This window comes from Kitasatospora sp. NPDC056800, assembly GCF_042789775.1.
Lineage (GTDB): Bacteria > Actinomycetota > Actinomycetes > Streptomycetales > Streptomycetaceae > Kitasatospora.
In genome coordinates this window covers 15,288-37,978 of record NZ_JBHUAL010000037.1, presented here as the reverse complement: position 1 = coordinate 37,978, position 22,691 = coordinate 15,288, and the positions used below count along the sequence as shown (strand labels likewise).

General features: G+C 74.9%; 21 protein-coding genes. 14 read left to right on the top strand and 7 right to left on the bottom strand.

From position 1 onward, the window contains the following. Positions 1–117 precede the first annotated feature (117 nt). The gene (locus ACFRQN_RS11430) at positions 118–558 is read right to left on the bottom strand and encodes a hypothetical protein (protein WP_380739914.1); all 441 of its coding nucleotides are present in this window, start codon (positions 556–558) and stop codon (positions 118–120) included. Positions 559–1,108: 550 nt separating this feature from the next. Here ACFRQN_RS11430 and ACFRQN_RS11425 point away from each other — a divergent pair. The 5 genes from ACFRQN_RS11425 to ACFRQN_RS11405 all read left to right on the top strand — a co-directional run bounded on the left by ACFRQN_RS11425 (position 1,109) and on the right by ACFRQN_RS11405 (position 4,544). Continuing rightward, positions 1,109–1,762 carry a helix-turn-helix transcriptional regulator gene (locus tag ACFRQN_RS11425; RefSeq protein ID WP_380739912.1) on the top strand — a complete coding sequence of 218 codons (654 nt, stop codon included), beginning with the start codon at positions 1,109–1,111 and terminating at the stop codon, positions 1,760–1,762. Positions 1,763–1,794: 32 nt separating this feature from the next. Further along, positions 1,795–2,265, top strand: a complete 471-nt coding sequence (locus ACFRQN_RS11420; RefSeq protein WP_049660689.1) for a DUF3291 domain-containing protein — start codon at positions 1,795–1,797, stop codon at positions 2,263–2,265. Between the two features lie 405 nt (positions 2,266–2,670). Beyond that, a complete protein-coding gene (locus ACFRQN_RS11415; protein ID WP_074006094.1) occupies positions 2,671–3,330 on the top strand; it encodes a hypothetical protein in 660 nt (219 codons plus the stop codon). Between the two features lie 53 nt (positions 3,331–3,383). Continuing rightward, on the top strand, positions 3,384–3,986 hold the full coding sequence (locus ACFRQN_RS11410) for an RICIN domain-containing protein (protein ID WP_074006093.1): 603 nt from the start codon (positions 3,384–3,386) through the stop codon (positions 3,984–3,986). Between the two features lie 324 nt (positions 3,987–4,310). Next, positions 4,311–4,544: a hypothetical protein gene (locus ACFRQN_RS11405; RefSeq protein WP_117484835.1), complete on the top strand. Its 234-nt coding sequence runs from the start codon at positions 4,311–4,313 to the stop codon at positions 4,542–4,544. Between the two features lie 180 nt (positions 4,545–4,724). Here ACFRQN_RS11405 and ACFRQN_RS11400 read toward each other — a convergent pair whose 3' ends face one another. From ACFRQN_RS11400 to ACFRQN_RS11385, 4 genes are all read right to left on the bottom strand, one after another. Next, positions 4,725–5,786: a DUF2776 family protein gene (locus ACFRQN_RS11400; RefSeq protein ID WP_380739909.1), complete on the bottom strand. Its 1,062-nt coding sequence runs from the start codon at positions 5,784–5,786 to the stop codon at positions 4,725–4,727. A 402-nt stretch (positions 5,787–6,188) separates the two neighbouring features. Next, positions 6,189–6,320 carry a hypothetical protein gene (locus tag ACFRQN_RS11395; protein ID WP_380739907.1) on the bottom strand — a complete coding sequence of 44 codons (132 nt, stop codon included), beginning with the start codon at positions 6,318–6,320 and terminating at the stop codon, positions 6,189–6,191. Between the two features lie 7 nt (positions 6,321–6,327). Then, the gene (locus tag ACFRQN_RS11390) at positions 6,328–7,392 is read right to left on the bottom strand and encodes a substrate-binding domain-containing protein (RefSeq protein WP_380739905.1); all 1,065 of its coding nucleotides are present in this window, start codon (positions 7,390–7,392) and stop codon (positions 6,328–6,330) included. A gap of 132 nt (positions 7,393–7,524) precedes the next feature. Then, positions 7,525–9,324: a beta-galactosidase family protein gene (locus ACFRQN_RS11385; RefSeq protein WP_079272883.1), complete on the bottom strand. Its 1,800-nt coding sequence runs from the start codon at positions 9,322–9,324 to the stop codon at positions 7,525–7,527. A 263-nt stretch (positions 9,325–9,587) separates the two neighbouring features. Here ACFRQN_RS11385 and ACFRQN_RS11380 point away from each other — a divergent pair, with 263 nt between their 5' ends. After that, a complete protein-coding gene (locus ACFRQN_RS11380; RefSeq protein ID WP_380739902.1) occupies positions 9,588–10,706 on the top strand; it encodes a substrate-binding domain-containing protein in 1,119 nt (372 codons plus the stop codon). A 51-nt stretch (positions 10,707–10,757) separates the two neighbouring features. Here ACFRQN_RS11380 and ACFRQN_RS11375 read toward each other — a convergent pair whose 3' ends face one another. Beyond that, positions 10,758–11,540, bottom strand: coding sequence for a sugar phosphate isomerase/epimerase (locus ACFRQN_RS11375; protein WP_074006088.1), 783 nt, complete (start codon positions 11,538–11,540; stop codon positions 10,758–10,760). A gap of 6 nt (positions 11,541–11,546) precedes the next feature. Further along, positions 11,547–13,514, bottom strand: a complete 1,968-nt coding sequence (locus ACFRQN_RS11370) for a DUF2264 domain-containing protein (protein ID WP_074006087.1) — start codon at positions 13,512–13,514, stop codon at positions 11,547–11,549. A 326-nt stretch (positions 13,515–13,840) separates the two neighbouring features. Between ACFRQN_RS11370 and ACFRQN_RS11365 the strand changes: the two genes are divergently transcribed. The 8 genes from ACFRQN_RS11365 to ACFRQN_RS11330 all read left to right on the top strand — a co-directional run bounded on the left by ACFRQN_RS11365 (position 13,841) and on the right by ACFRQN_RS11330 (position 22,572). Continuing rightward, positions 13,841–15,193, top strand: a complete 1,353-nt coding sequence (locus tag ACFRQN_RS11365) for an ABC transporter substrate-binding protein (protein WP_079272882.1) — start codon at positions 13,841–13,843, stop codon at positions 15,191–15,193. Next, positions 15,190–16,134, top strand: a complete 945-nt coding sequence (locus tag ACFRQN_RS11360) for a carbohydrate ABC transporter permease (protein ID WP_049657191.1) — start codon at positions 15,190–15,192, stop codon at positions 16,132–16,134. Before ACFRQN_RS11365 ends, ACFRQN_RS11360 begins: the two co-directional genes overlap by 4 nt. After that, positions 16,131–17,036 (top strand): carbohydrate ABC transporter permease, encoded by a 906-nt coding sequence (locus tag ACFRQN_RS11355; protein WP_049657190.1) that lies wholly within the window; start codon positions 16,131–16,133, stop codon positions 17,034–17,036. Before ACFRQN_RS11360 ends, ACFRQN_RS11355 begins: the two co-directional genes overlap by 4 nt. A gap of 116 nt (positions 17,037–17,152) precedes the next feature. Next, positions 17,153–18,133, top strand: coding sequence for a hydroxyacid dehydrogenase (locus tag ACFRQN_RS11350; RefSeq protein WP_074006233.1), 981 nt, complete (start codon positions 17,153–17,155; stop codon positions 18,131–18,133). Between the two features lie 102 nt (positions 18,134–18,235). Then, a complete protein-coding gene (locus tag ACFRQN_RS11345) occupies positions 18,236–19,387 on the top strand; it encodes a Gfo/Idh/MocA family protein (RefSeq protein ID WP_049657187.1) in 1,152 nt (383 codons plus the stop codon). 100 nt (positions 19,388–19,487) lie between these two features. Next, positions 19,488–20,636 carry a dihydrodipicolinate synthase family protein gene (locus ACFRQN_RS11340; RefSeq protein ID WP_380739896.1) on the top strand — a complete coding sequence of 383 codons (1,149 nt, stop codon included), beginning with the start codon at positions 19,488–19,490 and terminating at the stop codon, positions 20,634–20,636. After that, positions 20,633–21,487: a sugar phosphate isomerase/epimerase family protein gene (locus ACFRQN_RS11335; RefSeq protein ID WP_380739894.1), complete on the top strand. Its 855-nt coding sequence runs from the start codon at positions 20,633–20,635 to the stop codon at positions 21,485–21,487. The genes ACFRQN_RS11340 and ACFRQN_RS11335 overlap by 4 nt, the downstream gene beginning before the upstream one ends. Further along, positions 21,484–22,572 (top strand): glycerate kinase, encoded by a 1,089-nt coding sequence (locus tag ACFRQN_RS11330; protein WP_117484817.1) that lies wholly within the window; start codon positions 21,484–21,486, stop codon positions 22,570–22,572. Before ACFRQN_RS11335 ends, ACFRQN_RS11330 begins: the two co-directional genes overlap by 4 nt. Positions 22,573–22,691: the final 119 nt, after the last annotated feature.

Sequence of the window (22,691 nt, the reverse complement as noted above, 5' to 3'; positions counted from 1 at the left end):
CTCCGGTTGCCGCCGCCCCGACCGCCCCGTGCCCGCCGCTGCGCGTCCTCGGCTTCGGCCTGGGCCGGCTGCCCGCCGGGCGCCCCCCACGGTGCGGCACGGCCGGCCCGGTGGGTCTCACCAGGCGGGGCGCGGATCCAGGGGCGAGGTGAGGGCACCCTCCCCGAAGGCTCCCGCCACCGTCTCCGGCCGCCACAGGTAGCCCGGTGAGGGCGGGTCGGTTCGGGAGGGTCCGAGAGGCACGGGGTTGTAGTACCGCTGGTGGCCGGGGATCGGCACCTCGGTCAGGGCGCCGTCGCGCATCATCCACAGCCCGTAGCAGTCGTCCTCCTCGTCGTGGATCAGCACCTGCACGCTCTCCGGGTGCGGCCACGCCAGGGACTCCAGTTGCCGGAGCAGTCCGCTACGGTGGCGCAGCCCGTAGAACTCGATCACCCACCCGCCGGCGAACAGACCGAGCGGCTTGAAGCGCCAGTGCGGCGAGTCCTGCCGCGTCAGCGGCTCCATGGCCTCGTCCGCGTACGTCGCCAGCACGATCACCTGCGCGATTCTGCTCATGCCGCAGTATCCGCGCAGCCCGTGCGCCCCTGGCAAGCGGGTTTCCGTACGTGTGGGCCGTCGTCGGATGGTCGGCGGGGCACTGGTCTCCCCGGCGCGCGGAGACACACGGAAGGTCCCGGGAACCATGGCACCAGCCTTGCGGGGAACGGCAGGAGCCGGAGCCGCTTCGTGGTGGCGCAGGGGCACGGCGGCCCAGAAGGGCCGTCTCCACACCACCTGGCCGTCACGTCGGAGCAAGCGCCGGTCGGGTCTGAGTACGGCGAGCCGTTCCAGCTGCCTGCCGGTGAGCCCGGCCAACCCGAACAACCCGAACAACCCGACCGCGCCCGCGAAGCCGCCCACTTCCTGTGCGCGTGGTCTGGGCGGGGGAGCGGGCCGGTGCGCACGACCGCCGTTCCCGTGTCCACGTCCGCGCCGCGTCGGGCGGCAACGCGGCGGCGTTGCACCGGGAGCCGACCGGACCACCCCGCCGCCCGGTCGGCCCGGCCCGCCGACCCCTGCGGCCCACCCCTCTATCTCCAATGACCATTGTTCCTAGAATGGCCGCATGGAGCACATCGAAGCGATCGCCGCCCTGCACGACCCCGTGCGCCGCCGCCTCTACGCGTACGTGGCGGCCCAGGGCCGCGAGGTGGGCCGGAACGAGGCGGCGGAGGCCGTCGGGGTGGCGCGGACACTGGCGGCGCACCACCTGGAGAAGCTGGTCGAGGCCGGGCTGCTGGAGAGCGGCAGCCGCAGGCTCACCGGGCGGTCGGGGCCGGGGGCGGGGCGGCCGGCGAAGGTGTACACGCGGACGCGCGCCGAGCGGGTGGTCTCGCTGCCCGCGCGCGACTACCGGACGGCCGCCGAACTGCTCGCCGAGGCCGCCGAGCGGGCCGGGCTGGACGACGGGCTGCGCGCGGCCGCGCGGCGGCGGGGGGAGGCCGAGCGCGGAGCGGCCGCGCCCTGCGGGGGGCTCGACGAGGCCGTCGCGCTGCTGGCCGCCCGCGGGTACGAACCCCGCCTGGAGGAGGGGGCCATTCGCATGCGCAACTGCCCCTTCCACTCCGTCGCCGAGCGCTTCCCACCCCTCGTCTGCGGCATGAACCTCGCCCTCCTGGAGGGACTTCTCGGCGCGGACGGCGCCCTCCGTGCCCGGATGGACGCCCGGCCCGGGGAGTGCTGCGTGGTGGTCGAGCCTTCTAAAAACAATATTGATTGACATAGAAAGAAGGCCCGTGCTGGGATGGCGCCATGACCTCCCACCACCTCGCCCAGTTCAACGTCGCCACGCTCCGCCACCCCGTCGACGACCCGCGCATCGCGCCGTTCGTCGACCTGGTCTCCCCGGTCAATGCCGCCGCCGACACCGCCCCCGGCTTCGTCTGGCGGCTCGCCGCGGACGGGAAGGACGACGCGACCGCCCTGCGCCCGGCGGGCGAGGACGTCATCGTCAACATGTCGGTGTGGGAGAGCCGGGAGGCGCTGTGGGAGTTCACCTACCGCAGCGGGCACCTGGAGGCGATGCGGCGGCGGCGTGAGTGGTTCGAGCGGAACGTCGAGGCGCACCTGGTCCTGTGGTGGGTCCCGGCCGGGCACCTGCCGGACGTCGACGAGGCCCTGGAGCGACTGGCCGACCTGCGCGCGAACGGCCCCTCCCCGCGCGCCTTCACCTTCAACTCCCCCCGCACTCCGGACGGAGCCGCACCACACCCGGGCGCGTGAGCGGGCCGCTCTCGCCGACCCGAGGGCCGGTCCCGCGGGCCGTTCCTCCGCCACCGCGCCGCGTACTTCGGAGCCCGCCGGCCGTCCCTCGGCGAGGGTCATGCCGCCGGCCTCGGCCATGGCGCGTACTCCTTCCGCAGCCGACCGTTCCGGCCGCCGGTGATCACCGTGCTGGGAGTGGACCGAAGGATCGACGGGTTCCCCATGGGAGTTCGGCACGCCGCCGGGTCGTACGGACCCGAGCGCGGTGGGCGAGCGGTTTCCCCGTGCCCGGTGCGCCCCGGTGTGCGCTCCCAGGAATCTGGGATGGGACGGTCCCCGCGCGAATGTGAGAATTTCCTCCACGGTGTCACGTCATGCACATGACGTATCGCTGCGCATCCCTTCCACCGGAGGAGCTCCCCCATGAGTTCGCGCACCAGGCACACCAAACGCACCAGGCACGTCAACCGCACCGCCGTCACCTCGGGAATCTCCGCGCTCGTCGCGGTTGCCGGGCTTGGCCTCGGCGCGGCGCCCGCGCACGCCACCCCCTACCCGCCGACCACCCAGTGCGACCCGGCCAAGGACACCTACTGGGAGGACGTCGACAACGTCAGGGTCGAGCCGACCGTCACCGATTTCCTCGCGGTCGCGGTCGCCCCCGGCACGACGGGCACCTACACGAAGACCCTCAGCGAGGTCGCCACGGTGAGCACCACGATCAACTCCAGCGTCGAGGTGAGCGCCGAGTTCAAGGCAATCTTCGCGAGGGTGAGCGTCAAGGTCGGATTCTCGGTGTCGGACACCAAGGCCACCACCCGGACCACCACCGTCACCGACACGGTGAACTTCAACAGCCCCGGCTACTACGGCCTCTACCGCGGCACCCAGAAGGTCACCGGCGAGTGGGTGCGCTTCATCTGCGCCCGTGACGGCAACATCGGCTACTGGGTCGAACTCAACCCGGGTGGTCCGGGCACCTTCACCACCTTCAACGTCATGGAGCAGGGAACCGTCGCCTGCTCCTTCCCGGAGCCCGCAGGCACCCTTCGAGCCGCCGCCCGCGCGCGGCTCGCCTGCTGATGCCCCCGACCACCGGAGCAGCCAGGCCCGCCCCTTGCGAAAGCGAGTCCACGATGCCTCCTCGCCCGCACCGTCGGCACGCCCGTGCCCGCCGTCCGCTGAACGTCCTCGGCGCGGCGGCCGCCGCGTGCGTCCTGCTGTCCACCGCCGCCCCCGTCGCCTCGGCCGCCCCCTCCTCGGCCGGCCCCCTCGCCGCCGACCCTTCGAGCAACTACCGCTGCGACCCGGGCCTGTACCGGATCAACACGGCCGACGAAGGCCGGCCGCTGACCGTCGCCCTCTCCTCCGGGAACTACGGCACCGTCCTCCAGTACTTCTGGAACAACGAGTCGAACCAGAAGTGGCGCGTCTGCCGGAAGCAGACCTCCGACGGCCGCACGCTGGCCTACCTCCAGGACGCCATGCGGCGATGGTGCATGGCGGTCGACCACTGGGGCCAGGAGAACGGCGCCCTGATCACCACATACGGCTGCATCGACGAGGACGTCCCCGCGAACCAGTCGTTCTGGATGGCGTATGTGCACGGCAGTACCCTGTTCGCGCTCCAGGCCCAGCACTCCGGCAAGTGGGTCGCCGCCGCGAACCACTCCGACAAGGACATCGACCAGATGGTCCAGGACGTCAAGCCGGACCTTTTCCACCTCGTGGCCGTCTGACCATCGGGCGGTGAACTCCTCGACACGGCGGGCGCCCGGCCCGCCGTGTCGGGCCCGCAGGCGGTGACCGCGGCCGGGTCGCCGGGCACGCCCGGGCCGGAGCCGGCCGCGCGCACGACCAGGAGCTCCCGGTCCTCCAGCCGCTCGACCACCACGACGACGCCCACCACCCCACCCTCCTCCCCAGCGGGCGCCCGTACCCGGGAACGCCCACCGGGGGAGGAGGACCGCGTCCCGCGGCGTGCCGGACCGCGACGCGGCCGCCGGCCCGGTCCCCGCCGCCCGCCCGGGCAGCGCGCTGTGCCGGGTGACAGACTGTCACCCATGAGTGATCATTCCGGCCGTCCGGCCCGGCGCCCGCTGTGGCAGCCGTTCTCCGAGCCCGCCACCGACCAGGCCGTCCCGCAGGCCGGCCGACCCCGGCTGCTCGCGATCGAACGGGCCCCGTTCCTGGAGCCCGCCGACGGCAGCGGCATCCCCGCGCGGCAACCGGCGCCCGCCCGCCGCCGGCTCGGCCACGGCGCCCTCCCCGACACGGCGGCCGACGACCGCACCTGACCCACCGCCGAAGGGCGGTGCGATGCCCGAATCCGGTGCCGGCGGTGGCCACGGCTCCGTGCCAGTGGCGATGACGGGACCGCAGGCGAGGTCCCGCGCGGCCGCCATCCGTTCGCGGTCCTGGGTGGCTGCGGCGAGGTTTCGGGCCTCTTTCTCCGCGTCTGTCACCTTCGCGGCCGGTCAGTTCCGGTCGGCGACGCCGGCCTCCAGGACGGAGACCACGGCGAACAGCGAGAAGCAGACGGCGCCGAGGCCGACCAGGACCCGGGCCGCGACCGTCACGTCCGGGTCGGCCGACTCGAACAGGAACGCCGACATGAACAGGCACAGCAGTGTGGTGCCGACCGGGAGCAGCGGGACGCGGCCGGCCGGCGGCGCGGCACGGCGCCAGCCGAGGGCGAGCAGCAGCACCGCGCTCAGCACTGTCCAGCACAGCAGACCCAGCCCGATCTGCACGTACCCGGTGGCCAGTTGACCGGGCCGGGGGTCCAGGGCGACGACGACCAGGCCCCCGGTGATGTCCATGGCGCCGAGCACGGCGGCCGGGACGAGCCACCAGACCCGCTCCCGCCGGGTGTAGGTGTTCCGGGTCTGCCGCAGCAGGGTGATCACCAGCCCGATCAGGGCGGTGCAGACGATCGCCTGGTCGACCACCACGTGCCCGGCCGTGAAGCGCCCGTCCGAGTCCCCGCCGCCCCCGTTGGCCAGCATGACGGTCGCCCACGCCCAGGCGGCGGCGGCCGCAAGGACCGGGACCGCCACCAGCGCCCGGGCCGCGGACCGGCCGAACGGCGCGGGCGAGCGCGGCGGGGAACCCTCCGGCAGGACGGCGTTCTGCCCGATCAGCGTGAAGCGGGTGGCGACCGCGGCCACCGACGAGACGCACACGCAGACCAGGCCGATGCCGAGGACCACGCCGCCGGCCACGAAGTCGGCCACCGGCCGGTGGCTCTCCGCCAGCAGGCCCAGCCCGTAGCCGACGGCGGCCCCGGACACCGCGAAGCCGAACGCCGGGTAGCCGATCCGGTCCAACGCGCCGAAACGGCCGGTCAGTTGCCGCACGACGGTCGCCGCGACGGCGAACAGGCAGAGACAGACGGCGGCCAGGAAGACCAGCGTCAGGCCCGCGACCCGGGCGCTCGGCCCGGTGGAGTGCGCGAGGACGTAGCCGCCGAGCGCGGCCGACACCGCGCCCATGAGCAGCGGAATCGCCCGGAGCAGCACGCTCATTCCGTGGTCCACCAGGTCTCCTCGTTCCCTCGCGCTCGCCGGTCCCGGGCGGCAGTCAGTGTTCAGCCCACCGGGTCTCCGGCCGGCACCCCGGCGGCGGGTGTCCACGGATTTCGTCCGATCGGCTCACGGCTCCTCCGTCCCGACTGGATCCCAGCTCACGTGTCCCGCACCCTTCTCGCTGCCGGCCCCGGGAATCCCGGACCGGCTGGCTCTTCCAGCTCGGGGGACCGTACGGCGGGACAGTGACAGCCCGTACCGGCGAGCACTTCACCGCGCTGGTCAGGATCACTTGGCAATCGGTCAGGATCGCGTGTCAGAGGACATCGGGCTCAGCCCCGCGCTCGACCCGAGGCCCTGACCGGGTACCCGCCGGTGGCCCTGATCGTCACCGGCGCCGGAGCGATGTCCCGGTCAGTCTTCCAGGTCCGACGAGATGTTGAGACTGTCGTCCTCGACGACCCACTCGTGGTGGCCGAGCCTGCGGCCGATCTCCTCGAACCGGCTCAGCCGCGCCGGGCCAATGGGGATGAAGTACACCTTCATCGCCCCCTCAGGCCCCGGAGGACTCGCGCACCGTCAGGTCCGGCAGGAGGTCCAGGTGGTGCACCGGCAGGGCGGGGCCGGTGGCGGCCAGCCGGCGGACCAGGAGGTCCACCGCGGCGGCGCCTACGGCGCGCTTGGGCGGGGCCACGGCGGTCAGCGGCGGGGCGCCGAGGGCGGCGAACACGTCGTCGTAGGCGACCAGGGCGAGGTCCTCGGGGATCCGTACGCCGCGGGTGCGCAGCAGGGGCAGCAGTTGCAGGGCGTCCTGGTCGTTGTGCACGAGGGCGGCGCGGACCCCGTCGGCGACCGCCTCGGCGAGCCGGGCGGCGACGGAGTCGACGCCGGCGGCCGGGGTGCGGACGTCGATGACGGGTTCGGCGGGCAGGTCGAGGGTGCGGCAGGCGTCGGTGTAGCCCAGGCGGACCTGGTAGGCCGTCCAGGTGTCGGTGCGGGCCGCCAGGGCCACCCGGCGGTGGCCGAGGGAGGTGAGGTGGCGCAAGGCGAGCAGGACGCCGTGGCGGTGGTCGGAGCCGACCGCGTCGAGGGCCGCGGCGGGGCTGCCGGGGGCCGGGCGTCGTTCCAACAGGACGGCGGGGACGGGGAGTTCGGCCGCCCAGGCGTGGTCCTCGGGGCGGTCGGCGGCGGTCCAGTTCGGGGCGAGCAGAAGGCCCTGGGCGCCGGAGGCGAGGAGCTGGTCGACCTGGACGCGGTCGGCGCTGGCCTCGTAGGAGGAGATGCCGAGGACCAGGTGCGCGCCGGCCTCGGCAGCGGCGGTGCGCGCGCCGGCGATGACCTCGTCGAAGTACTGCACCACGGCGGGGACGAGCAGGCCCAGGGTGGGGGCCTCGGCGGGCCGGGGCGGCACGGGGGCGGGGGCGTCCGCGGGGCCGCCGAAGGAGACGGAGCCGTGGGTGCGGCGGAGCAGGCCCGCGTCGGCGAGGCCCGCGACGTCCCGGCGGACGGTGACGGCGGGCAGGCCGAGCCGCTCGGCGAGGTCCACCACCCGGACGGTGCCCAGGCCGCGCACCGTGTCGAGGATGCGGGCGCGGCGATCGTCCGCCGGGATCGGCATGGCACTCCCTGTCGGTGGGCCGGTCTGTCGAGGTGGACAGGAACCTACCATTCGGTCACCGGGCGGACGGCCGGTGCGGGGCCCCCGCGGGCCCGGGCCGGGGGCCGGCGCGCGCCCGCGGGGCGGGAGGGGTCAGGAGCCGTAGCGCTCCTCGGGGACGGCGGGGCCGAGGTCGGGGCCCTCGACCAGTTCGACGCGGTCGCCCGGGCGGTGGAGTTCGAGGACCAGCAGCTCGTTGGCGCCGGCCCGCCAGAGCGGCGCGGGGGCGTAGAGGGTGCGCTGCGGGCCGCGGTCCCAGTAGCGGCCGAGCGCGAAGCCGTTCAGCCAGACCATGCCCTTGGTGAAGCCGGGCAGGGCGAGGAAGCCGTCGGCGGGGGTGTCGACGGTCAGTTCGGCGCGGTGGAAGCCGGGGCCGTCGGCGGTGGAGGGCGCGCCGAGGGCGAGGGCCGTCAGGTCGTCGAGGGGCAGCGGGCGTATCTCCCAGCCGAACTGGTACTGCCGGTCGACCCGGACACCGCCGGTGATGCCCTTGGGGTCGTGCAGCAGCGGGCCGTAGTTGATCCGGCCGAGGTTCTCGACGAGCAGTTCCAGGACGGCGCCGCCCTCGGGCACCCGCAGCGGCAGGGCCTGTTCGGGGTGGTTGCGGTCGAGGACGCCGAGGGGTTCGCCGTCGAGGAAGACCTGGGCGCGGTCGGCGAGGCCGTCCACCCGCAGTTCACCGCGGGCGAGCGGGCCGCGCAGACGGGTGCGGTAGTGGATGAGGCCGAGGTTCTGGCCGAGCCGCTCCATCGGGAGGGGCTCGGGGAGGCGGTGCGCGGTGGAGAGTTCGCCGAGGGCGCCGCCGGCGCCGAGCAGCGGGCGGCCGGCGGTGACGGGGGCGCTGCGGGGGGCGAGGCGGGCGGGCAGCGGCGGCAGCGGGTGGGGGTTGGGGCCGAGGTGGCGTTCGATCACCGCGCGGAAGAGGTGGAACTTCTCGGTGAGTTCGCCGGCTTCGCCGACCGGGGCGTCGTAGTCGTAGCTGGTGACGTCCGGCTGGTAGCTCGTGCCGTCGTGGTTGGCGCCGTTCCACCAGCCGAAGTTGGTGCCGCCGTGGCCCATGTACATGTTGACGGAGGCGCCGGCGGCGAGCTGGGCGTCGAGGACCTCGGCGGCGTCCTCGGCGTCGCGCACGTGGTGCGGTGCCCCCCAGTGGTCGAACCAGCCGCACCAGTACTCCATGGTGACCAGCGGGCCGACCGGCTGGTGGCGGCGCAGGCAGGCGAGGGACTCCTCGGGGCGGGAGCCGAAGGTACCGGTGGTGAGGAGTCCGGGCACCCGGCCGCCGAGCTGGAAGCCGTCCTCGGCACCGTCGGCGGTGAACAGCAGGACGTCGACGCCGCGGGCGACCAGGGCGTCCCTCAGATGTTCGAGGTAGGCGGTGTCGTTGCCGTAGCTGCCGTACTCGTTCTCCACGGCGACGGCGACCACCGGGCCGCCGTGGGAGGAGAGCAGCGGGAGCAGTACGGGCACCAGGTGGTCGAACCAGGCGTCCACGGCGGCGAGGAAGGGCGGGTCGAGGCGGCGCAGCCGCATCGCGGGGTCGGCGAGCAGCCAGCCGGGCAGGCCGCCGAACTCCCATTCGGCGCAGATGTAGGGGCCCGGGCGGACGATGACGTCGAGGCCGAGGTCGCCGGCGGCGCGGACGAAGGCGGCGAGGTCGCGGTCGCCGGTGAAGTCGGCGCGGCCGGGGGCGGGCTGGTGGAAGTTCCAGGCGACGTAGGTCTCGACGGTGTTGACGCCCATGGCGCGCAGCCGGGTGAGGCGGTCGGTCCACTGTTGGGGGCGGATGCGGAAGTAGTGGACGGCGGCGGAGACGATCCGGTGCGGACGTCCGCCGCGCAGGAAGGTGTCGCCGTCGGTGGTGAGGGCGGGGTGGGGGGCCTGGTCGGCCATCGGGTCCTCCGCGGGAGGGGAGCGGGAGTGAGGGGGGTGTGGGGACCTCGGTGGGTCCGGGCGCACGGCTGCGCGGGTGGCCGCGGGCGGATCGGCGGCGGCCACCGTGGTCACCCTAGGAGTTCGGTGATCGCACGGTCAATCGATCGGCGATCATCGGCTTTATTGATCAATTTCCGATCGAACGATACTCTTCGATCGGAATATCATCGGCTGACCGCTTCCGGACGACGCGTCGGCCGGCACGACGGATGGAGGCCGGAATGGCCATCTCGGGGGAAGAGCGCCGCAGGCTGATCGTGTCGGCCGTCGGCGAACTCGGCGGGCGGGTCCGCCTCACGGAGCTGGCCGACCGGCTGGGCATCCCGGCCGTGACGGTCCGCCGGGACGTCGCCGCGCTCGCCGACGCCGGCCGGCTCTCCCGCTCGCACGGCTTCGTCTCCCTGGAACGCCCGGACGACGGCGCCCGGCCGCCGCTCGCCCCCGGCCCCGGGCAGGGCCGCGCCCTCGGCCTGCTGGTGCCCTCGGTCGGCTCCTACTTCGACGAGGTGATCGCCGGGGCCCGGGCCGCCGCCGCGGCCGCCGGGGCCCGGCTGGTCCTGGGCATCGCCCCGTACGGGGCGGGCGGCGACCGGCTACAGGCCGAACGCCTGCTGGAGTCCGGAGCCGAGGGCCTGCTGCTGGCCCCGGGGCTGGTCCCGGGCCGGACGGCCGAGGACTACGCCTGGCTGGACGCCCTGCCGGTGCCCGCCGTGCTGGTGGAGCGCCGTTCCCCCACCCCGGACGGCCCCGGGGCCGGACTGGACACCGTGGCCTCCGACCACCGGCACGGGGTCCTGAGCGCCCTGCGCCACCTGGCCGGGCTCGGCCACGGGAGCGTGCTGCTGGCCGCCCGCGGCGACTCCTGGACGGCCGCCGAGGTGCGGGCCGGATACCGGGAGGGCACCCGGCTGCTCGGACTGCCCGACCTGCCGGCGCTGGACATGCTCGGGCCGGGCAACCTGCCGGCCGATCCCGAGCCGCTGGTGGCACGGATCGCCGAGGCCGCGCGGTCCGGGACCCGGGCGCTGCTCGTCCACAACGACCAGGACGCGCTGCGGCTGGCGCCGCTGCTGCGCGCGTACGGCCTGGCGGTGCCCGCGGACGTGGCACTGGTCGCCTACGACGACGTCTTCGCCGCGCTCGCCGCGCCCCCGCTGACCGCCGTCGCCCCGCCCAAGCACGCGGTGGGCGCGGCGGCCGTCGACCTGCTGCTGCGCCGCCTGGCGGCGGGCGCCGAGCTGCCGGTGCACCGCACGGCGCTGCTCCCGGTCCTGCGCGTGCGCGCTTCCTGCGGGGCCGAGCAGACGGCCCCGCGGACGGGCGCCGCGACCCTGGGGTGAGGGGCGCGGCGCCGCCTCGGCCGGACAGGGCCTGAGGAACCCGTGTGCGCCTCAGCCCGGCAGCAGCGCGGACAGGTGGCGCGCCCCGCTGCCCAGCCGCGGTGCCAGGGGCGCGGCGCGCGGGTGCCAGGGGGCCTCGTACTCCCAGGCCGCCCAGGTGCCGGGCGGCAGCAGGTGCAGGCAGTCGGCGATCGGCAGCACTCCGGTGCCGAGCGGCAGCGGGGTGAGGTCGTCCGCCGAGGCGACGTCCTTGACCTGCGCGTAGCCGAGGTGGGGGCCGAGCGCGCGGTGGGTCCGTGCCGGGGTCTCGCCGGCCAGCCAGGTGTGCAGCAGGTCCCAGAGCGCTCCGACCGCGGGGTGGTCCACCCGGTTCAGCAGGGGTGCCAGGGCTGCCCCGGCGCGGTGGGAGTCGTGGGTCTCGACGAGGATCCGCACGCCGAGGGCCGCCGCCCGCGGGGCCGCCGCGCGCAGGCGGCGGACCGCGCGCTCGTCGGCCTCGGCCGCCGGGCCGGGGCCGCCGTGCGGGAAGACCCGCAGGTGGCGGCAGCCGAGGTCGGCGGCCAGCCGCAGGTGGGCGGTCAGCGCGGCGAGCACCGGCGCGTCCGGCCCGGGCGCGGCGACGCCGACGTAGGAGGCGAGGGTCAGCGGGAGGACCCCGGCGGTGGACAGCAGGCGGGCGGCGCGGCGGCGTTCGTCCGCGTCCAGCCCGAGGCGGACCGGCTGGTCGTCGGCGCAGCGCAGTTCGAGGCCGTGCCAGCCGTGTTCGGCGGCGAGGGCGGCGGCCCGGTCGAGCGGTGTCCCGGGCAGGCCGAGGGTGGCGAGGGCGAGGGGCACGGCGGTTCAGTCCCCTTCGGCGGGGTGGACGGTGACGGCGGCGGGTGCCAGGCGGATCCGCAGGCCCGGTGCGCCGGCGAGGCGGACGGTCAGCAGGACGGCCTCCGGGTCCTGCCCGTCCGGCCGGGCCGTCAGCTGGACGGTGTCCGCGAGCGCCGGCGGCCGCGCGACGGCGGTGAGCCGGGCGGCGCAGGCGAACAGGGCCGGGCCGTCGGCGGGAAGCTCGCCGGTGAGCACCGGCAGGGCGGCCTCGGGGCCGAACGCGGTACCGCCGGGGACGTGCTCGGCGCCGGCGGTGGTGAAGCCGCGCAGGGCGTGCAGCTCCGAGGCGAGCCCGCCGTCGGCCCGCACACCGGCACCGGCGCGCTGCCCGCCGTCGGCTCGCACTCCGGCACCGGCACGCTGCCCGGCGCCCCGGCCCGCGACGGCCCAGCCGGTCTGGGTGACCGGGGTGCCGGCCGGCCCGCCGGTGACCAGGTGGGCCCGGAACTCCTCGGCGCCGTGGGCCAGGGTGAGCGAGGTGACGGTGACGCCGGGCAGTTCACGGCCGCCGACGCGCGGGTGCCAGCGGGAGGCGGCCCAGCCGGGCCCGGTGCCGAGCGGGTGGACGCGGCCGCGTTCGGTGGGTCCGGCGTCGGTCAGCAGGGCGAGGTGGTTGTCGGCGGGGCCCTCGAAGGCCGGCCCGGTGGCGGTGGAGTGGGCGAGCCGCGCGTAGTACGGGTCGTCCGGGCCCACGGCGTCGGCGGGCTGGTCGTCGCTGCCGTGGTTGTGCAGCCGGACCAGGCCGTCGGCGGCGGTGGACTGCACCAGCCAGCCGGGCCCGTGCAGGGCGAGGACGGTGTCGCGCTCCTCGACGGGTGCGAGTCCCTCCGGCGCGGTCCACACCGGGTGGCCGGGCGGGAGCAGCAGGCCGAGGAAGGCGCTGCCGGCCCAGTACGGGGAGGCGGGGCCGGAGTAGACCTGGACGAGCCGGAGGTCGGGTCCGTGCCAGCCGAGGGTGAGCAGGCCCCGGTCGTCGACGGCGCCGCGGTCGAGGAAGTGGCGCAGGGCGCCGGAGGCGAGGCGGCGGGTGGTGCCGGGGGCGAGCGGGGTGTGGCCGGTCAGAGCCCCGGCCCAGAGCGGGGCGGTGGCGGCGAAGCGGTAGGTGAGCGAGCGGCCCTGGTGGACGGGCGCGCCGTCGGCCCCGAAGGTGTGGGCGTAGCCGGCCAGGTGGGCGGCGAGGCGCTCGCCGTACACGGCGCCCAGGGCCCGGTCGCCGGCGAGGTGGGCGTGCAGGACGGGGTACAGGTGCAGGGCCCAGCCGTTGTAGTGGTCGAAGGCGCGGGGGCGGCCGTCGGTGTACCAGCCGTCGCCGAGGTACCAGCGGTCGATGTGCTCCAGCCCGCGGCGGACGGCGGCGCGGGCCTCGGGTTCGGCGATGCCGGCCTCGGCGAGGAAGCCGCCGACGGACAGCGGGAAGAGCTGCCAGTTGTTGTCGTTGGGCACGCGGTGCAGGGCGTCGGCGAGCCAGCGGCCGACCCGGTCGCGGACGGGCCCGGACAGCCGGTCCCAGAGCCAGGGGCGGGTCAGGCGCAGGGCGAAGGCGATGGAGGCGGCCTCGACCATGGCCTGGCCCCGGTCGGTGATCAGCGGCCAGGACTCGCGGTCGCCGTCGGCGAGGTCGCGCTCGCCGGTGGGGGTGCGGGTGCCGGCGTCGAGTCCGGCGGCGTAGTGCGCCAGCAGGCCGTGCGGATCGGTGCCGCCCGCGCCGGCCACCCGCAGGGCGGCGGGCAGGAAGGTGCGGGCGAAGCCCTCCAGGGCGTCGGAGCGGCGCCCGGAGCGGCTCGGGCGGGGACCGGGCAGGTCGATCAGCGCCCCGGCGGGACTGGCGTGGGGGAGGACCGCGGTCAGCAGGCCGTCGGCCACCACCTCCCAGTGCTCCCTGGTCCAGCCGGTGTGCGGGCTGAGGTCGCGGTCCTCCGGGGGCAGGCGCATGAGGTCCTCCGTGATCGGGTGGTGGGCCGGAATCTAGGTAGTGCCTGATCGTTCGTCAAGCTGGAGCGATCAAATGAGCGGCTTGATCGGATTGTGATGTTGTCGCCGCGGCAGCGTATTGCCCCGATTTTCCGGCATTCCAGTGATCGCGAGGGCGGCTTCGGAAGCCCGGCAGGTCGATCATGTCAGATCATTTGATCCAAATCTCTTGACTCCGATCGCCTATCTGCTCAGGATGACAGCCAATCGCCCCCACCCTCTGACGGGTCCCGGCCGGAGCCGACCGTTTCCGGGCCCTGTGCACCCTCGTCCTAAGGAGCCCACCGATGCGCTCGACCCCCCTCTCCCGGCGCAGAGCCCTCCGCACCGCCGCCGCGGCCACCTCGGCCGCGCTCTGCGTCACCCTGCTCGCCGCCTGCGGCAGCAGCGGCGACGGGGCGGCGGCCACCGCCGCGGACGACGGCAAGCCGGTCAGCCTGACCTTCTGGGGCTGGGCGAAGGGCACCAAGGACGTGGTCGCCGCGTTCAACGCGAGCCACCCGAACATCCAGGTCGTCTTCGAGGAGATCCCGGCCGGCGCGGCCGGCGGCTACGCCAAGCTCTCCAACGCGGTGAAGGCCGGCAACGCCCCCGACGTCTTCAACGTCGAGTACCCGCAGCTGCCGGACTTCGTCAGCCAGGGCGCCGTCCAGGACATCAGCAAGCTGGTCGACGGCGACCTCAAGGCCAAGTACCTGCCGCAGGCCGTCGAACTCACCTCGCTCGGCGGCCGCACCTGGGCCCTGCCGCTGGACGCCTCCCCCCAGGTCTTCTACTACCGCAAGGACCTCTTCGCCAAGGCCGGCATCACCGTCCCCAAGACCTGGGACGAGTTCCGCACCGCGGCGCAGCAGCTGAAGGCAGCCCAGCCCGACACCCGCATCGCCACCTTCTTCCCCGACGACCCGACCACCTTCGAGGCGATGGCCTGGCAGAACGGCGCCCACTGGTTCGCCGCCGCCGACGAGGCCTGGAAGGCCGACCTGACCGGGCCGGAGACCCGCAAGGTCGCCGACTACTGGCAGAAGCTGGCCGACGAGGACCTCGTGCGCGTCATGCCGTCCTTCAGCCAGCAGTGGACCGCCTCCCTGCAAAAGGGCGAGACGGCCGGCTACCTCGGCGCCACCTGGGGCGGCGGCGTCCTGAAGGCCAACCTCGGCACCGCCCCCGAGGTCAACGGCACCTGGGCGGCCGCGCCGATGCCCAGCTGGGACGGCAGCCCCGCCAGCGGCATGCTCGGCGGCACCACCTTCGCCGTGTCCAAGGACAGCAAGAAGGCCAAGGCCGCCGTCGAGTTCGCCACCTGGGCGACCACCACCGCGGACGGCTTCAAGGCCCGGATCTCCTCCGGCACCTCCTCCGCCTACCCGGCCGCCACCGAGCTCGTGCCGGCCGCCAAGCAGGCCTTCAACACCGACTTCTACGGCGGCCAGGACCTCTACGCCCTCTACGCGGACGCCGCCAAGTCCGTCAAGCCGGGCTGGACCTGGGGCCCGGCGATGGGCGTCACCAACGGCTCGCTGAAGGACTCCTTCGGCAAGGTCGCCGGCCGGACCGGCACCATCGACGAGTCGCTCACCGCCGCGCAGCAGGCCACCCTCGCCGAGTTCAAGAACCGCGGACTGAAGGTCGCCCAGTGACCACCGGCACCCATCCAGGCCGTACCGCCCGCGCCACCGCCGGCCGGTGGCGCGGGCGGTACGGGGCACCGGCCGTGCTGCTCGCCCCGTTCCTCCTGCTCTTCACCGCGTGCACGCTGATCCCGATCGGCTACGCGATCCGGCTCAGCCTCTTCACCGAACACCGCTCCGGCCTCGGCTTCGGCGACGCCGAGACGGTCTTCACCGGGCTCGGCAACTACACCCGGGCACTGTCGGACGCGGCCTTCCGCGGCGGCTTCCTGACCGCCGCCCAGTACTGCCTGATCTACATCCCGCTGATGACCGGCCTGGCGCTCGTCCTGGCCCTGCTGCTGGACTCCACGCTGGCCCGCGCCCGGCGCTTCTTCCAACTGGCGCTGTTCATCCCGCACGCCGTGCCCGGCATCATCGCCGCGCTGCTGTGGATGTACCTCTACACCCCCGGCATCAGCCCCGTACTGGACGCACTGGAGTCCCTGGGCACCCAGCCCGACCCGCTCGGCCACCCGCTGCCCGCCGTCGTCAACATGGCGCTGTGGCAGTGGACCGGCTACAACCTGGTCATCTTCTACGCCGCGCTGCAGGCCGTCGACCGCTCCGTGCTGGAGGCCGCCGTCGTCGACGGCGCCGGGGAGCTGCGCACCGCCCTGAACATCAAGGTGCCGCTGATCCGGCCCTCGATCGCCATGGTCGGCCTGTTCACCGTCATCGGCTCGCTCCAGCTGTTCACCGAGCCGATGATCCTCTACGGCACCTCACCGGGCGTCACCTCCTCCTGGACCCCGAACATGTACGCCTACACGGCCGCCTTCGAACGCCACGACTACGGGCTCGCCGCTTCCGCCTCGGTGCTGCTGGCCCTCGCCGCGGCGGGGCTCTCCTTCGCCGTCACCCGGCTCACCCGGGGCCGCTCCGACCGCCGGCGGGAGGCCGACGCATGACCACCACCGCCACCCGCCCCAGCGGCGCCCCGCCCCGCCGCCCGGCCCGCGCCGCCCGGCCGCGCCGCCCCTGGACACTCTCCAAGACCGCCGTCAACGGCACCCTGGTCCTGGCCACCGTCTACACCCTGTGGCCGCTCGGCTGGCTGCTCACCGCCTCCGCCAAGAACACCGCCGACCTGCTCGGCGGCAACGCCCTGGGCGCCGACAACTTCCGGCTCGGCCAGAACCTGCACGACCTGGCCACCACCGGCGGCGGCATCTACTTCCGCTGGTACCTGAACTCGCTGCTGTACGCCGGGATCGGCTCGCTGCTGTGCGCGCTGGTGTGCGTCGCGGCCGGCTACGCCTTCCACGTCTACCGCTTCCCCGGCAAGGAGAAGGTGTTCGGCCTCGTGCTGCTGGGCGTGCTGGTGCCCACCACCGCGCTCGCCCTGCCGATGTACCTGCTGGCCTCCGAGCTCGGCATCGTCAACACCTTCTGGGCGGTCTTCCTGCCCTCGCTGGTCAACCCCTTCGGCGTCTACCTGGCCCGGGTGTTCTGCGCCGGCTACGTGCCGAACGAGGTCCTGGAGGCCGCCCGGATGGACGGCGCCGGGGAGCTGCGGACCTTCTGGTCGATCGGGCTGCGGATGGTGATGCCCGGCTTCGTCACCGTCCTGCTGTTCCAGTTCACCGCCATCTGGAACAACTTCTTCCTGCCGCTGGTGATGCTCTCCGACAGCCGGCTCTTCCCGGTCAGCCTCGGCCTGTTCAGCTGGAACGCCCAGACCAAGGCCTTCCCCGAGTACTACCCGCTGGTCATCACCGGCTCGCTGCTCGCCGTCGTGCCGCTCGTCCTCGCGTTGGTGCTGCTCCAGCGGCACTGGAAGGCCGGCCTGACCGCGGGGAGCGTCAAGTGAGCCCGAACCCCGCCACCGCCGCGACCGGCACCGCCACCACGCCCGCCCCTACGCCCGACCGGGAGACCACCGTGCCCGACGGCCGGCCCGCCAGCCGCCCCCGCGCCGTCCTCGCCATGCACCGCGAGCTCGCCGGGCGCCTGATCGACCCGCACACCATGGCCCGGCTCACCGCCCTGGCCGACCTCGACCCGGCACTCGTCCTTGACGACTTCACCACCCCCGAGGCCCGCGCGGCGCTCGCCGACGCCGAGGTGATCGTCTCCAGCTGGGGCTGCCCGCCGATCGACGAGGAGGTGCTGGCCGCCGCCCCGCGGCTGAGCGCCGTCATCCACGCCGCCGGCTCGGTCAAACACCACATCACCGACGCCTGCTGGCGCCACGGCCTCAAGGTCACCTCCGCGGCCTGGGCCAACGCCCTGCCGGTCGCCGAGTACACCGTCGCCGTCGTCCTGCTCGCCAACAAGCGGCTGCTGCCGATCCGTGAGGAGTACCGGCGCCGCCGCGCCCCCCACGACTGGCAGCTGGCGTACGGGGCTGCCGGAAACTACCGGCGCACCGTCGGCATCGTCGGCGCCTCCCGGATCGGCCGGCGGGTGATGGAACTGCTGCGCCCGCACGACCTGGACCTGCTGCTCCACGACCCGTACGTCGACCCCGCCGAGGCCGCCCGGCTCGGCGCCCGCGCCGTGGAGATGGACGAACTCTGCGCGGCCTCCGACGTGGTGAGCGTGCACGCCCCCGAACTGCCGGCCACCCGGCACCTGATCGACGGCCGCCGGCTCGCCCTGATGCGCGACGGCGCCACCCTCGTCAACACCTCGCGCGGCTCCCTGGTCGACCAGGAAGCACTGGTGCGCGAGGCCGCCTCCGGACGCCTCGACGCCGTCATCGACGTCACCGAGCCGGAGGTGCTGCCCGCCGACTCCCCGCTCTACGAGCTGCCGAACGTCTTCCTCACCCCCCACGTGGCCGGCTCGCTCGGCGGCGAGCTGCACCGGATGGCGGCCGCCGCCGCCGACGAGCTCGCCCGCTACACCGCCGGGCATCCGTTCGCCCACCCCGTCCTCGCCGAGGACGGACACCGCACCGCGTGACCCCGCGCCGCGCCCCCGTGCCGCGCGGCCCCGCAGCACGCTCCTCTCAGCACGTCCCTCGCACCACGTGCTCCCCGCACCAGCAACGAATCGGAGAACCCCATGCCCCGCAGGGTGATCGGCATCGTCATGAACGGCGTCACCGGCCGGATGGGCTACCGCCAGCACCTGGTCCGCTCCATCCTCGCCATCCGCGACCAGGGCGGCCTGCCGCTCGGCGACGGCGACACGCTGTGGCCCGAGCCGATCCTGGTCGGCCGCAGCGCCGACAAGCTCAAGGACCTCGCCGACCGGCACGGCCTCACCCACTGGACCACCTCGCTCGACGAGGCCCTCGCCCACCCGCTCGCCGAGATCTACTTCGACGCCCAGGTCACCCCCGCCAGGGAGACCGCGCTGCGCACGGCGATCGCCGCCGGCAAGCACATCTACACCGAGAAGCCCACCGCCGAGTCGCTGGAGGCCGCGCTCGACCTCGCCCGCCTCGCCCGCGACGCCGGGGTGTGCAACGGCGCCGTCCAGGACAAGCTCTTCCTCCCCGGCCTGCGCAAGCTCAAGCGGCTGGTGGACGGCGGGTTCTTCGGCCGGATCCTCTCCGTGCGCGGCGAGTTCGGCTACTGGGTCTTCGAGGGCGACTGGCAGCAGGCCCAGCGGCCGTCCTGGAACTACCGCGCCGAGGACGGCGGCGGCATGGTCCTCGACATGTTCCCGCACTGGCGCTACGTGCTGGACGGCATCATCGCCCCCGTCCGCTCCGTGTACGCGCACACCGCCATCCACATCCCCGAGCGGACCGACGAGCGCGGGCAGGTCTACCGGGCCACCGCCGACGACGCCGCGTACGGCGTCTTCGAGCTGGAGGGCGGCATCACCGCCCAGATCAACTCCTCCTGGGCGGTCCGGGTGGACCGCGACGAACTGGTGGAGTTCCAGGTCGACGGCACGGAGGGCAGCGCGGTCGCCGGGCTGCGCGAGTGCCGCTTCCAGCACCGCGCGGCGACCCCCAAGCCGGTCTGGAACCCGGACCTGCCGGCGACCGAGCCGTTCCGCGCGCAGTGGCAGCGGGTCCCGGACAACGAGGAGTTCGACAACGGATTCAAGGCACAGTGGGAGCTCTTCCTGCGCCACGTGACCACCGGCTCCCCGTACCACTGGGACCTGCTGGAGGGTGCCAAGGGCGTGCAGCTCGCCGAACTCGGCCTGCGCTCCGCCCGCGAGGGACGCCGGATGGACGTCCCCGAGCTGTCCCTGTGACGGCCGCCGGCCGCATCCGGGCCGGCCACCGAGCACCCGGCCGCCGGGGAGACCCGAGCGCCCCGCAGCCGCCCGCCGACGAGACGAATGCGCTGACACCATGACCGAGATCCACCTGCCCGGCCACGGCCGGCTCCGGCTGCGCGAGCCCGCCGTCCTGCCCGCCCCGCCCGCCCCCGCCCGCTCGCGGACGGCCTTCGCCGCCGCCCACGTGGTCGCCGACCCGCTGGGCGACAACGCCCCCGGCGCACCCGCCGCCGTCGACTGGGACGCCACCCTCGCCTTCCGCCGACACCTGTGGTCGCTGGGCCTCGGCGTGGCCGACGCGATGGACACCGCCCAGCGCGGCATGGGCCTCGACTGGCCGGCCACCCGCGAGCTGATCACCCGCTCCGGGACCGAGGCCCGCGCCTGCGGCGGCCTGCTGGCCTGCGGCGTCGGCACCGACCAGCTCGCTCCCGGCCCCCACCCGCTGGACGCCGTCCGCGCCGCCTACGAGGAGCAGCTGACCGTCGTCCAGGAGGCCGGCGCGCAGCCGATCCTGATGGCCAGCCGCGCCCTGGCCGCCGCCGCGCGCGGCCCGGAGGACTACCTGGAGGTCTACGGCAAGCTGATCGCCGCCTGCGAGCGGCCGGTGCTGCTGCACTGGCTCGGCGAGATGTTCGACCCGGCGCTGGCCGGCTACTGGGGCTCCGCCGACCCCGACCCGGCCGCCGCGACCGTGCTGGAGCTGATCGGCGCGCACGCCGACCGGATCGAGGGCATCAAGGTCTCCCTGCTGGACTCCGACCGGGAGATCGCCCTGCGCCGCGCGCTGCCGGCCGGCGTGCGGATGTACACGGGCGACGACTTCCACTACCCCGAGCTGATCCGCGGCGACGAACACGGCCACAGCCACGCCCTGCTGGGCGTCTTCGACCCGATCGCGGCCACCGCCGCGGCGGCGCTGCGGGCGCTCGACGAGGGCGACCTCGACCGCTACGAGGAGCTGTTCGCGCCGACCGTGCCGCTGGCCCGGCACCTGTTCGCCGCGCCGACCTTCCACTACAAGACCGGCGTGGTCTTCCTCGCCTGGCTGGCCGGCCACCAGGACCACTTCACCATGGTGGGCGGCGCGCAGAGCGGACGTTCGGTGCCCCACCTGGTGGAACTGTTCCGGCTCGCGGACGCCGCCGCCGTGCTCCCCGACCCGGATCTCGCGGCCGACCGGATGCGCCGGCTGCTCGCCGTCGCGGGGGTGGCGGCATGAGCGGAGCCGGCGCGGCGAACGGCCTCGCGAGGCTGTCGCTCAACCAGATCACCACCCGGGGCTGGAGCCTTCCGGAGGCCGTGCGGGGCTGCGTGGACGCCGGCATCCCGGCCATCGGGCTCTGGCGCGACAAGGTCGCCGAAACCGGCCTGGCCCGCTCCGCGAAGCTGTGCCGGGACGCCGGACTCGCCGTCAGCAGCCTCTGCCGGGGCGGCTTCCTCACCGCCGACGGCCCCGAGCGGCGCCGGGCCGCGCTCGCCGACAACCTCCAGGCCATCGAGGAGGCCGCCGAACTCGGCACCGACACCCTGGTCCTGGTCGTCGGCGGCCTGCCGGCCGGCAGCCGCGACCTGGTCGGCGCCCGCGCCGCCGTCGCCGACCTGCTCGCCGAACTCGCCACGCACGCGGGCGACTTCGGTGTGCGACTGGCGATCGAGCCACTGCACCCGATGTTCTGCGCCGACCGGGCGGTGGTCTCCACCCTGGCCCAGGCGCTCGACCTCGCCGCCCCGTACCCCGCCCGGCAGGTCGGCGTCGTCGTCGACAGCTACCACGTCTGGTGGGACCCGGCACTGCCCGACCAGATCGCCCGCGCCGGTCGAGAGGGCCGGATCGCCTCCTACCAGGTGTGCGACTGGACCCTGCCGCTGCCCGCCGACGCCCTGCTCGGCCGGGGCCACGTCGGTGACGGCCACATCGACTTCCGCACCCTCACCGACCTGGTCACCGCCGCCGGGTACGAGGGCTGGATCGAGGTCGAGATCTTCAACCAGGAGATCTGGGACACCCCGGGCGAGCTGACGCTGCGCACCCTGATCGAGCGGCACCTGACGCACCTGGCCTCGCCGTGAGAGTCGTCGTCGCGCCCGACTCCTTCAAGGGCACCGTCACCGCCCGGGACGCCGCCCTGGCGCTGGCCGCCGGCTGGCGCTCGGTGCGGCCGGACGACGAGCTGCTGCTCCGTCCGATGGCCGACGGCGGGGAGGGCACCCTCGACGCGCTCGCGGCCGCCCTCCCCGGCGCCGTCCCGTACCCGGTCCCCGACTGCACCGGCCCCGACGGGGGGCCGGTCACCGGCCGCTACGCGCTGCTGCCGGACGGCACCGCGCTGGTCGAACTCGCCGACACCGGCGGCCTGCCGCTGCTCGGCGGCGCCCTCGCCCCGCTCACCGCCGGCACCCGCGGCACGGGCGAGACCATCGCCGCCGCACTGGACGCCGGCGCGCGGCAGGTGACCGTCGCACTCGGCGGCTCCGCGTCCACCGACGGCGGCGCCGGGCTGCTGGCCGCCCTCGGCCTGCGGCTGCTGGACGACACCGGCGCCGACCTCCCGGACGGCGGCGGCGCCCTCACCCGGGCCGCCCGGCTCGACCGCACCGCCCTGCGCGCCGCCCCGCCCGGCGGCGTCCGGCTGCTGACCGACGTGACCAACCCGCTGCTCGGCCCCACCGGGGCGGCCGCCGTCTACGGGCCGCAGAAGGGTGCCGACCCGGCCCGGATCGCCGTCCTGGAGGCGGGGCTGCGCCGCTTCGCCGACCTGCTCGGGGGCGACCCGGCCCTCCCCGGCTCCGGCGCGGCCGGCGGCACCGCGTACGGCCTGGTGACCGCCTGGGGTGCGCAGGTGGTCCCCGGCGCGGCGGCGGTGGCCGAGCTGACCGGCCTCGACGAAGCCCTCACCGGGGCCGGCCTGGTGATCACCGGCGAGGGCCGCTTCGACCGCACCAGCCTGCTCGGCAAGGCGGTCGGCGAGGTCCTCGCCCGCGCGGAGCGGGCCGGCGTCCCCGCCCGGGTCGTCGCCGGGGAGGCCTCCGACCCCGGCGCGCTCACCCTCACCGGGCTGTCCGGGGACCCGGCCGACGCCCGCCACCGGGCGGCCCACTGGCTCACCGCCGCCGGCGCCCGACTGGCCCGCGCGGCGCCTCCTTTCACCGTCTGACGACGTGGAAGGCCTCCCGCGATCCGGACCACGCGGCCGAGAAGGCCCGCGCCGAGCACCTCCACCCGAGCACCTCCACCCGAGCGCCTCCACTCGATCGCCGACGGCGAGGTCATACC

Bases quoted from the DNA above. Each gene is read 5' to 3' on its own strand.
- ACFRQN_RS11390 (WP_380739905.1), bottom strand. From the start codon at position 7,392: ATGCCGATCCCGGCGGACGATCGCCGCGCCCGCATCCTCGACACGGTG.
- ACFRQN_RS11385 (WP_079272883.1), bottom strand. From the start codon at position 9,324: ATGGCCGACCAGGCCCCCCACCCCGCCCTCACCACCGACGGCGACACC.
- ACFRQN_RS11395 (WP_380739907.1), bottom strand. From the start codon at position 6,320: ATGAAGGTGTACTTCATCCCCATTGGCCCGGCGCGGCTGAGCCGGTTC.
- ACFRQN_RS11355 (WP_049657190.1), top strand. From the start codon at position 16,131: ATGACCACCACCGCCACCCGCCCCAGCGGCGCCCCGCCCCGCCGCCCG.
- ACFRQN_RS11340 (WP_380739896.1), top strand. From the start codon at position 19,488: ATGACCGAGATCCACCTGCCCGGCCACGGCCGGCTCCGGCTGCGCGAG.
- ACFRQN_RS11405 (WP_117484835.1), top strand. From the start codon at position 4,311: ATGAGTGATCATTCCGGCCGTCCGGCCCGGCGCCCGCTGTGGCAGCCG.
- ACFRQN_RS11345 (WP_049657187.1), top strand. From the start codon at position 18,236: ATGCCCCGCAGGGTGATCGGCATCGTCATGAACGGCGTCACCGGCCGG.
- ACFRQN_RS11380 (WP_380739902.1), top strand. From the start codon at position 9,588: ATGGCCATCTCGGGGGAAGAGCGCCGCAGGCTGATCGTGTCGGCCGTC.
- ACFRQN_RS11410 (WP_074006093.1), top strand. From the start codon at position 3,384: ATGCCTCCTCGCCCGCACCGTCGGCACGCCCGTGCCCGCCGTCCGCTG.
- ACFRQN_RS11370 (WP_074006087.1), bottom strand. From the start codon at position 13,514: ATGCGCCTGCCCCCGGAGGACCGCGACCTCAGCCCGCACACCGGCTGG.
- ACFRQN_RS11350 (WP_074006233.1), top strand. From the start codon at position 17,153: ATGCACCGCGAGCTCGCCGGGCGCCTGATCGACCCGCACACCATGGCC.
- ACFRQN_RS11420 (WP_049660689.1), top strand. From the start codon at position 1,795: ATGACCTCCCACCACCTCGCCCAGTTCAACGTCGCCACGCTCCGCCAC.
- ACFRQN_RS11335 (WP_380739894.1), top strand. From the start codon at position 20,633: ATGAGCGGAGCCGGCGCGGCGAACGGCCTCGCGAGGCTGTCGCTCAAC.
- ACFRQN_RS11430 (WP_380739914.1), bottom strand. From the start codon at position 558: ATGAGCAGAATCGCGCAGGTGATCGTGCTGGCGACGTACGCGGACGAG.
- ACFRQN_RS11415 (WP_074006094.1), top strand. From the start codon at position 2,671: ATGAGTTCGCGCACCAGGCACACCAAACGCACCAGGCACGTCAACCGC.
- ACFRQN_RS11425 (WP_380739912.1), top strand. From the start codon at position 1,109: ATGGAGCACATCGAAGCGATCGCCGCCCTGCACGACCCCGTGCGCCGC.
- ACFRQN_RS11365 (WP_079272882.1), top strand. From the start codon at position 13,841: ATGCGCTCGACCCCCCTCTCCCGGCGCAGAGCCCTCCGCACCGCCGCC.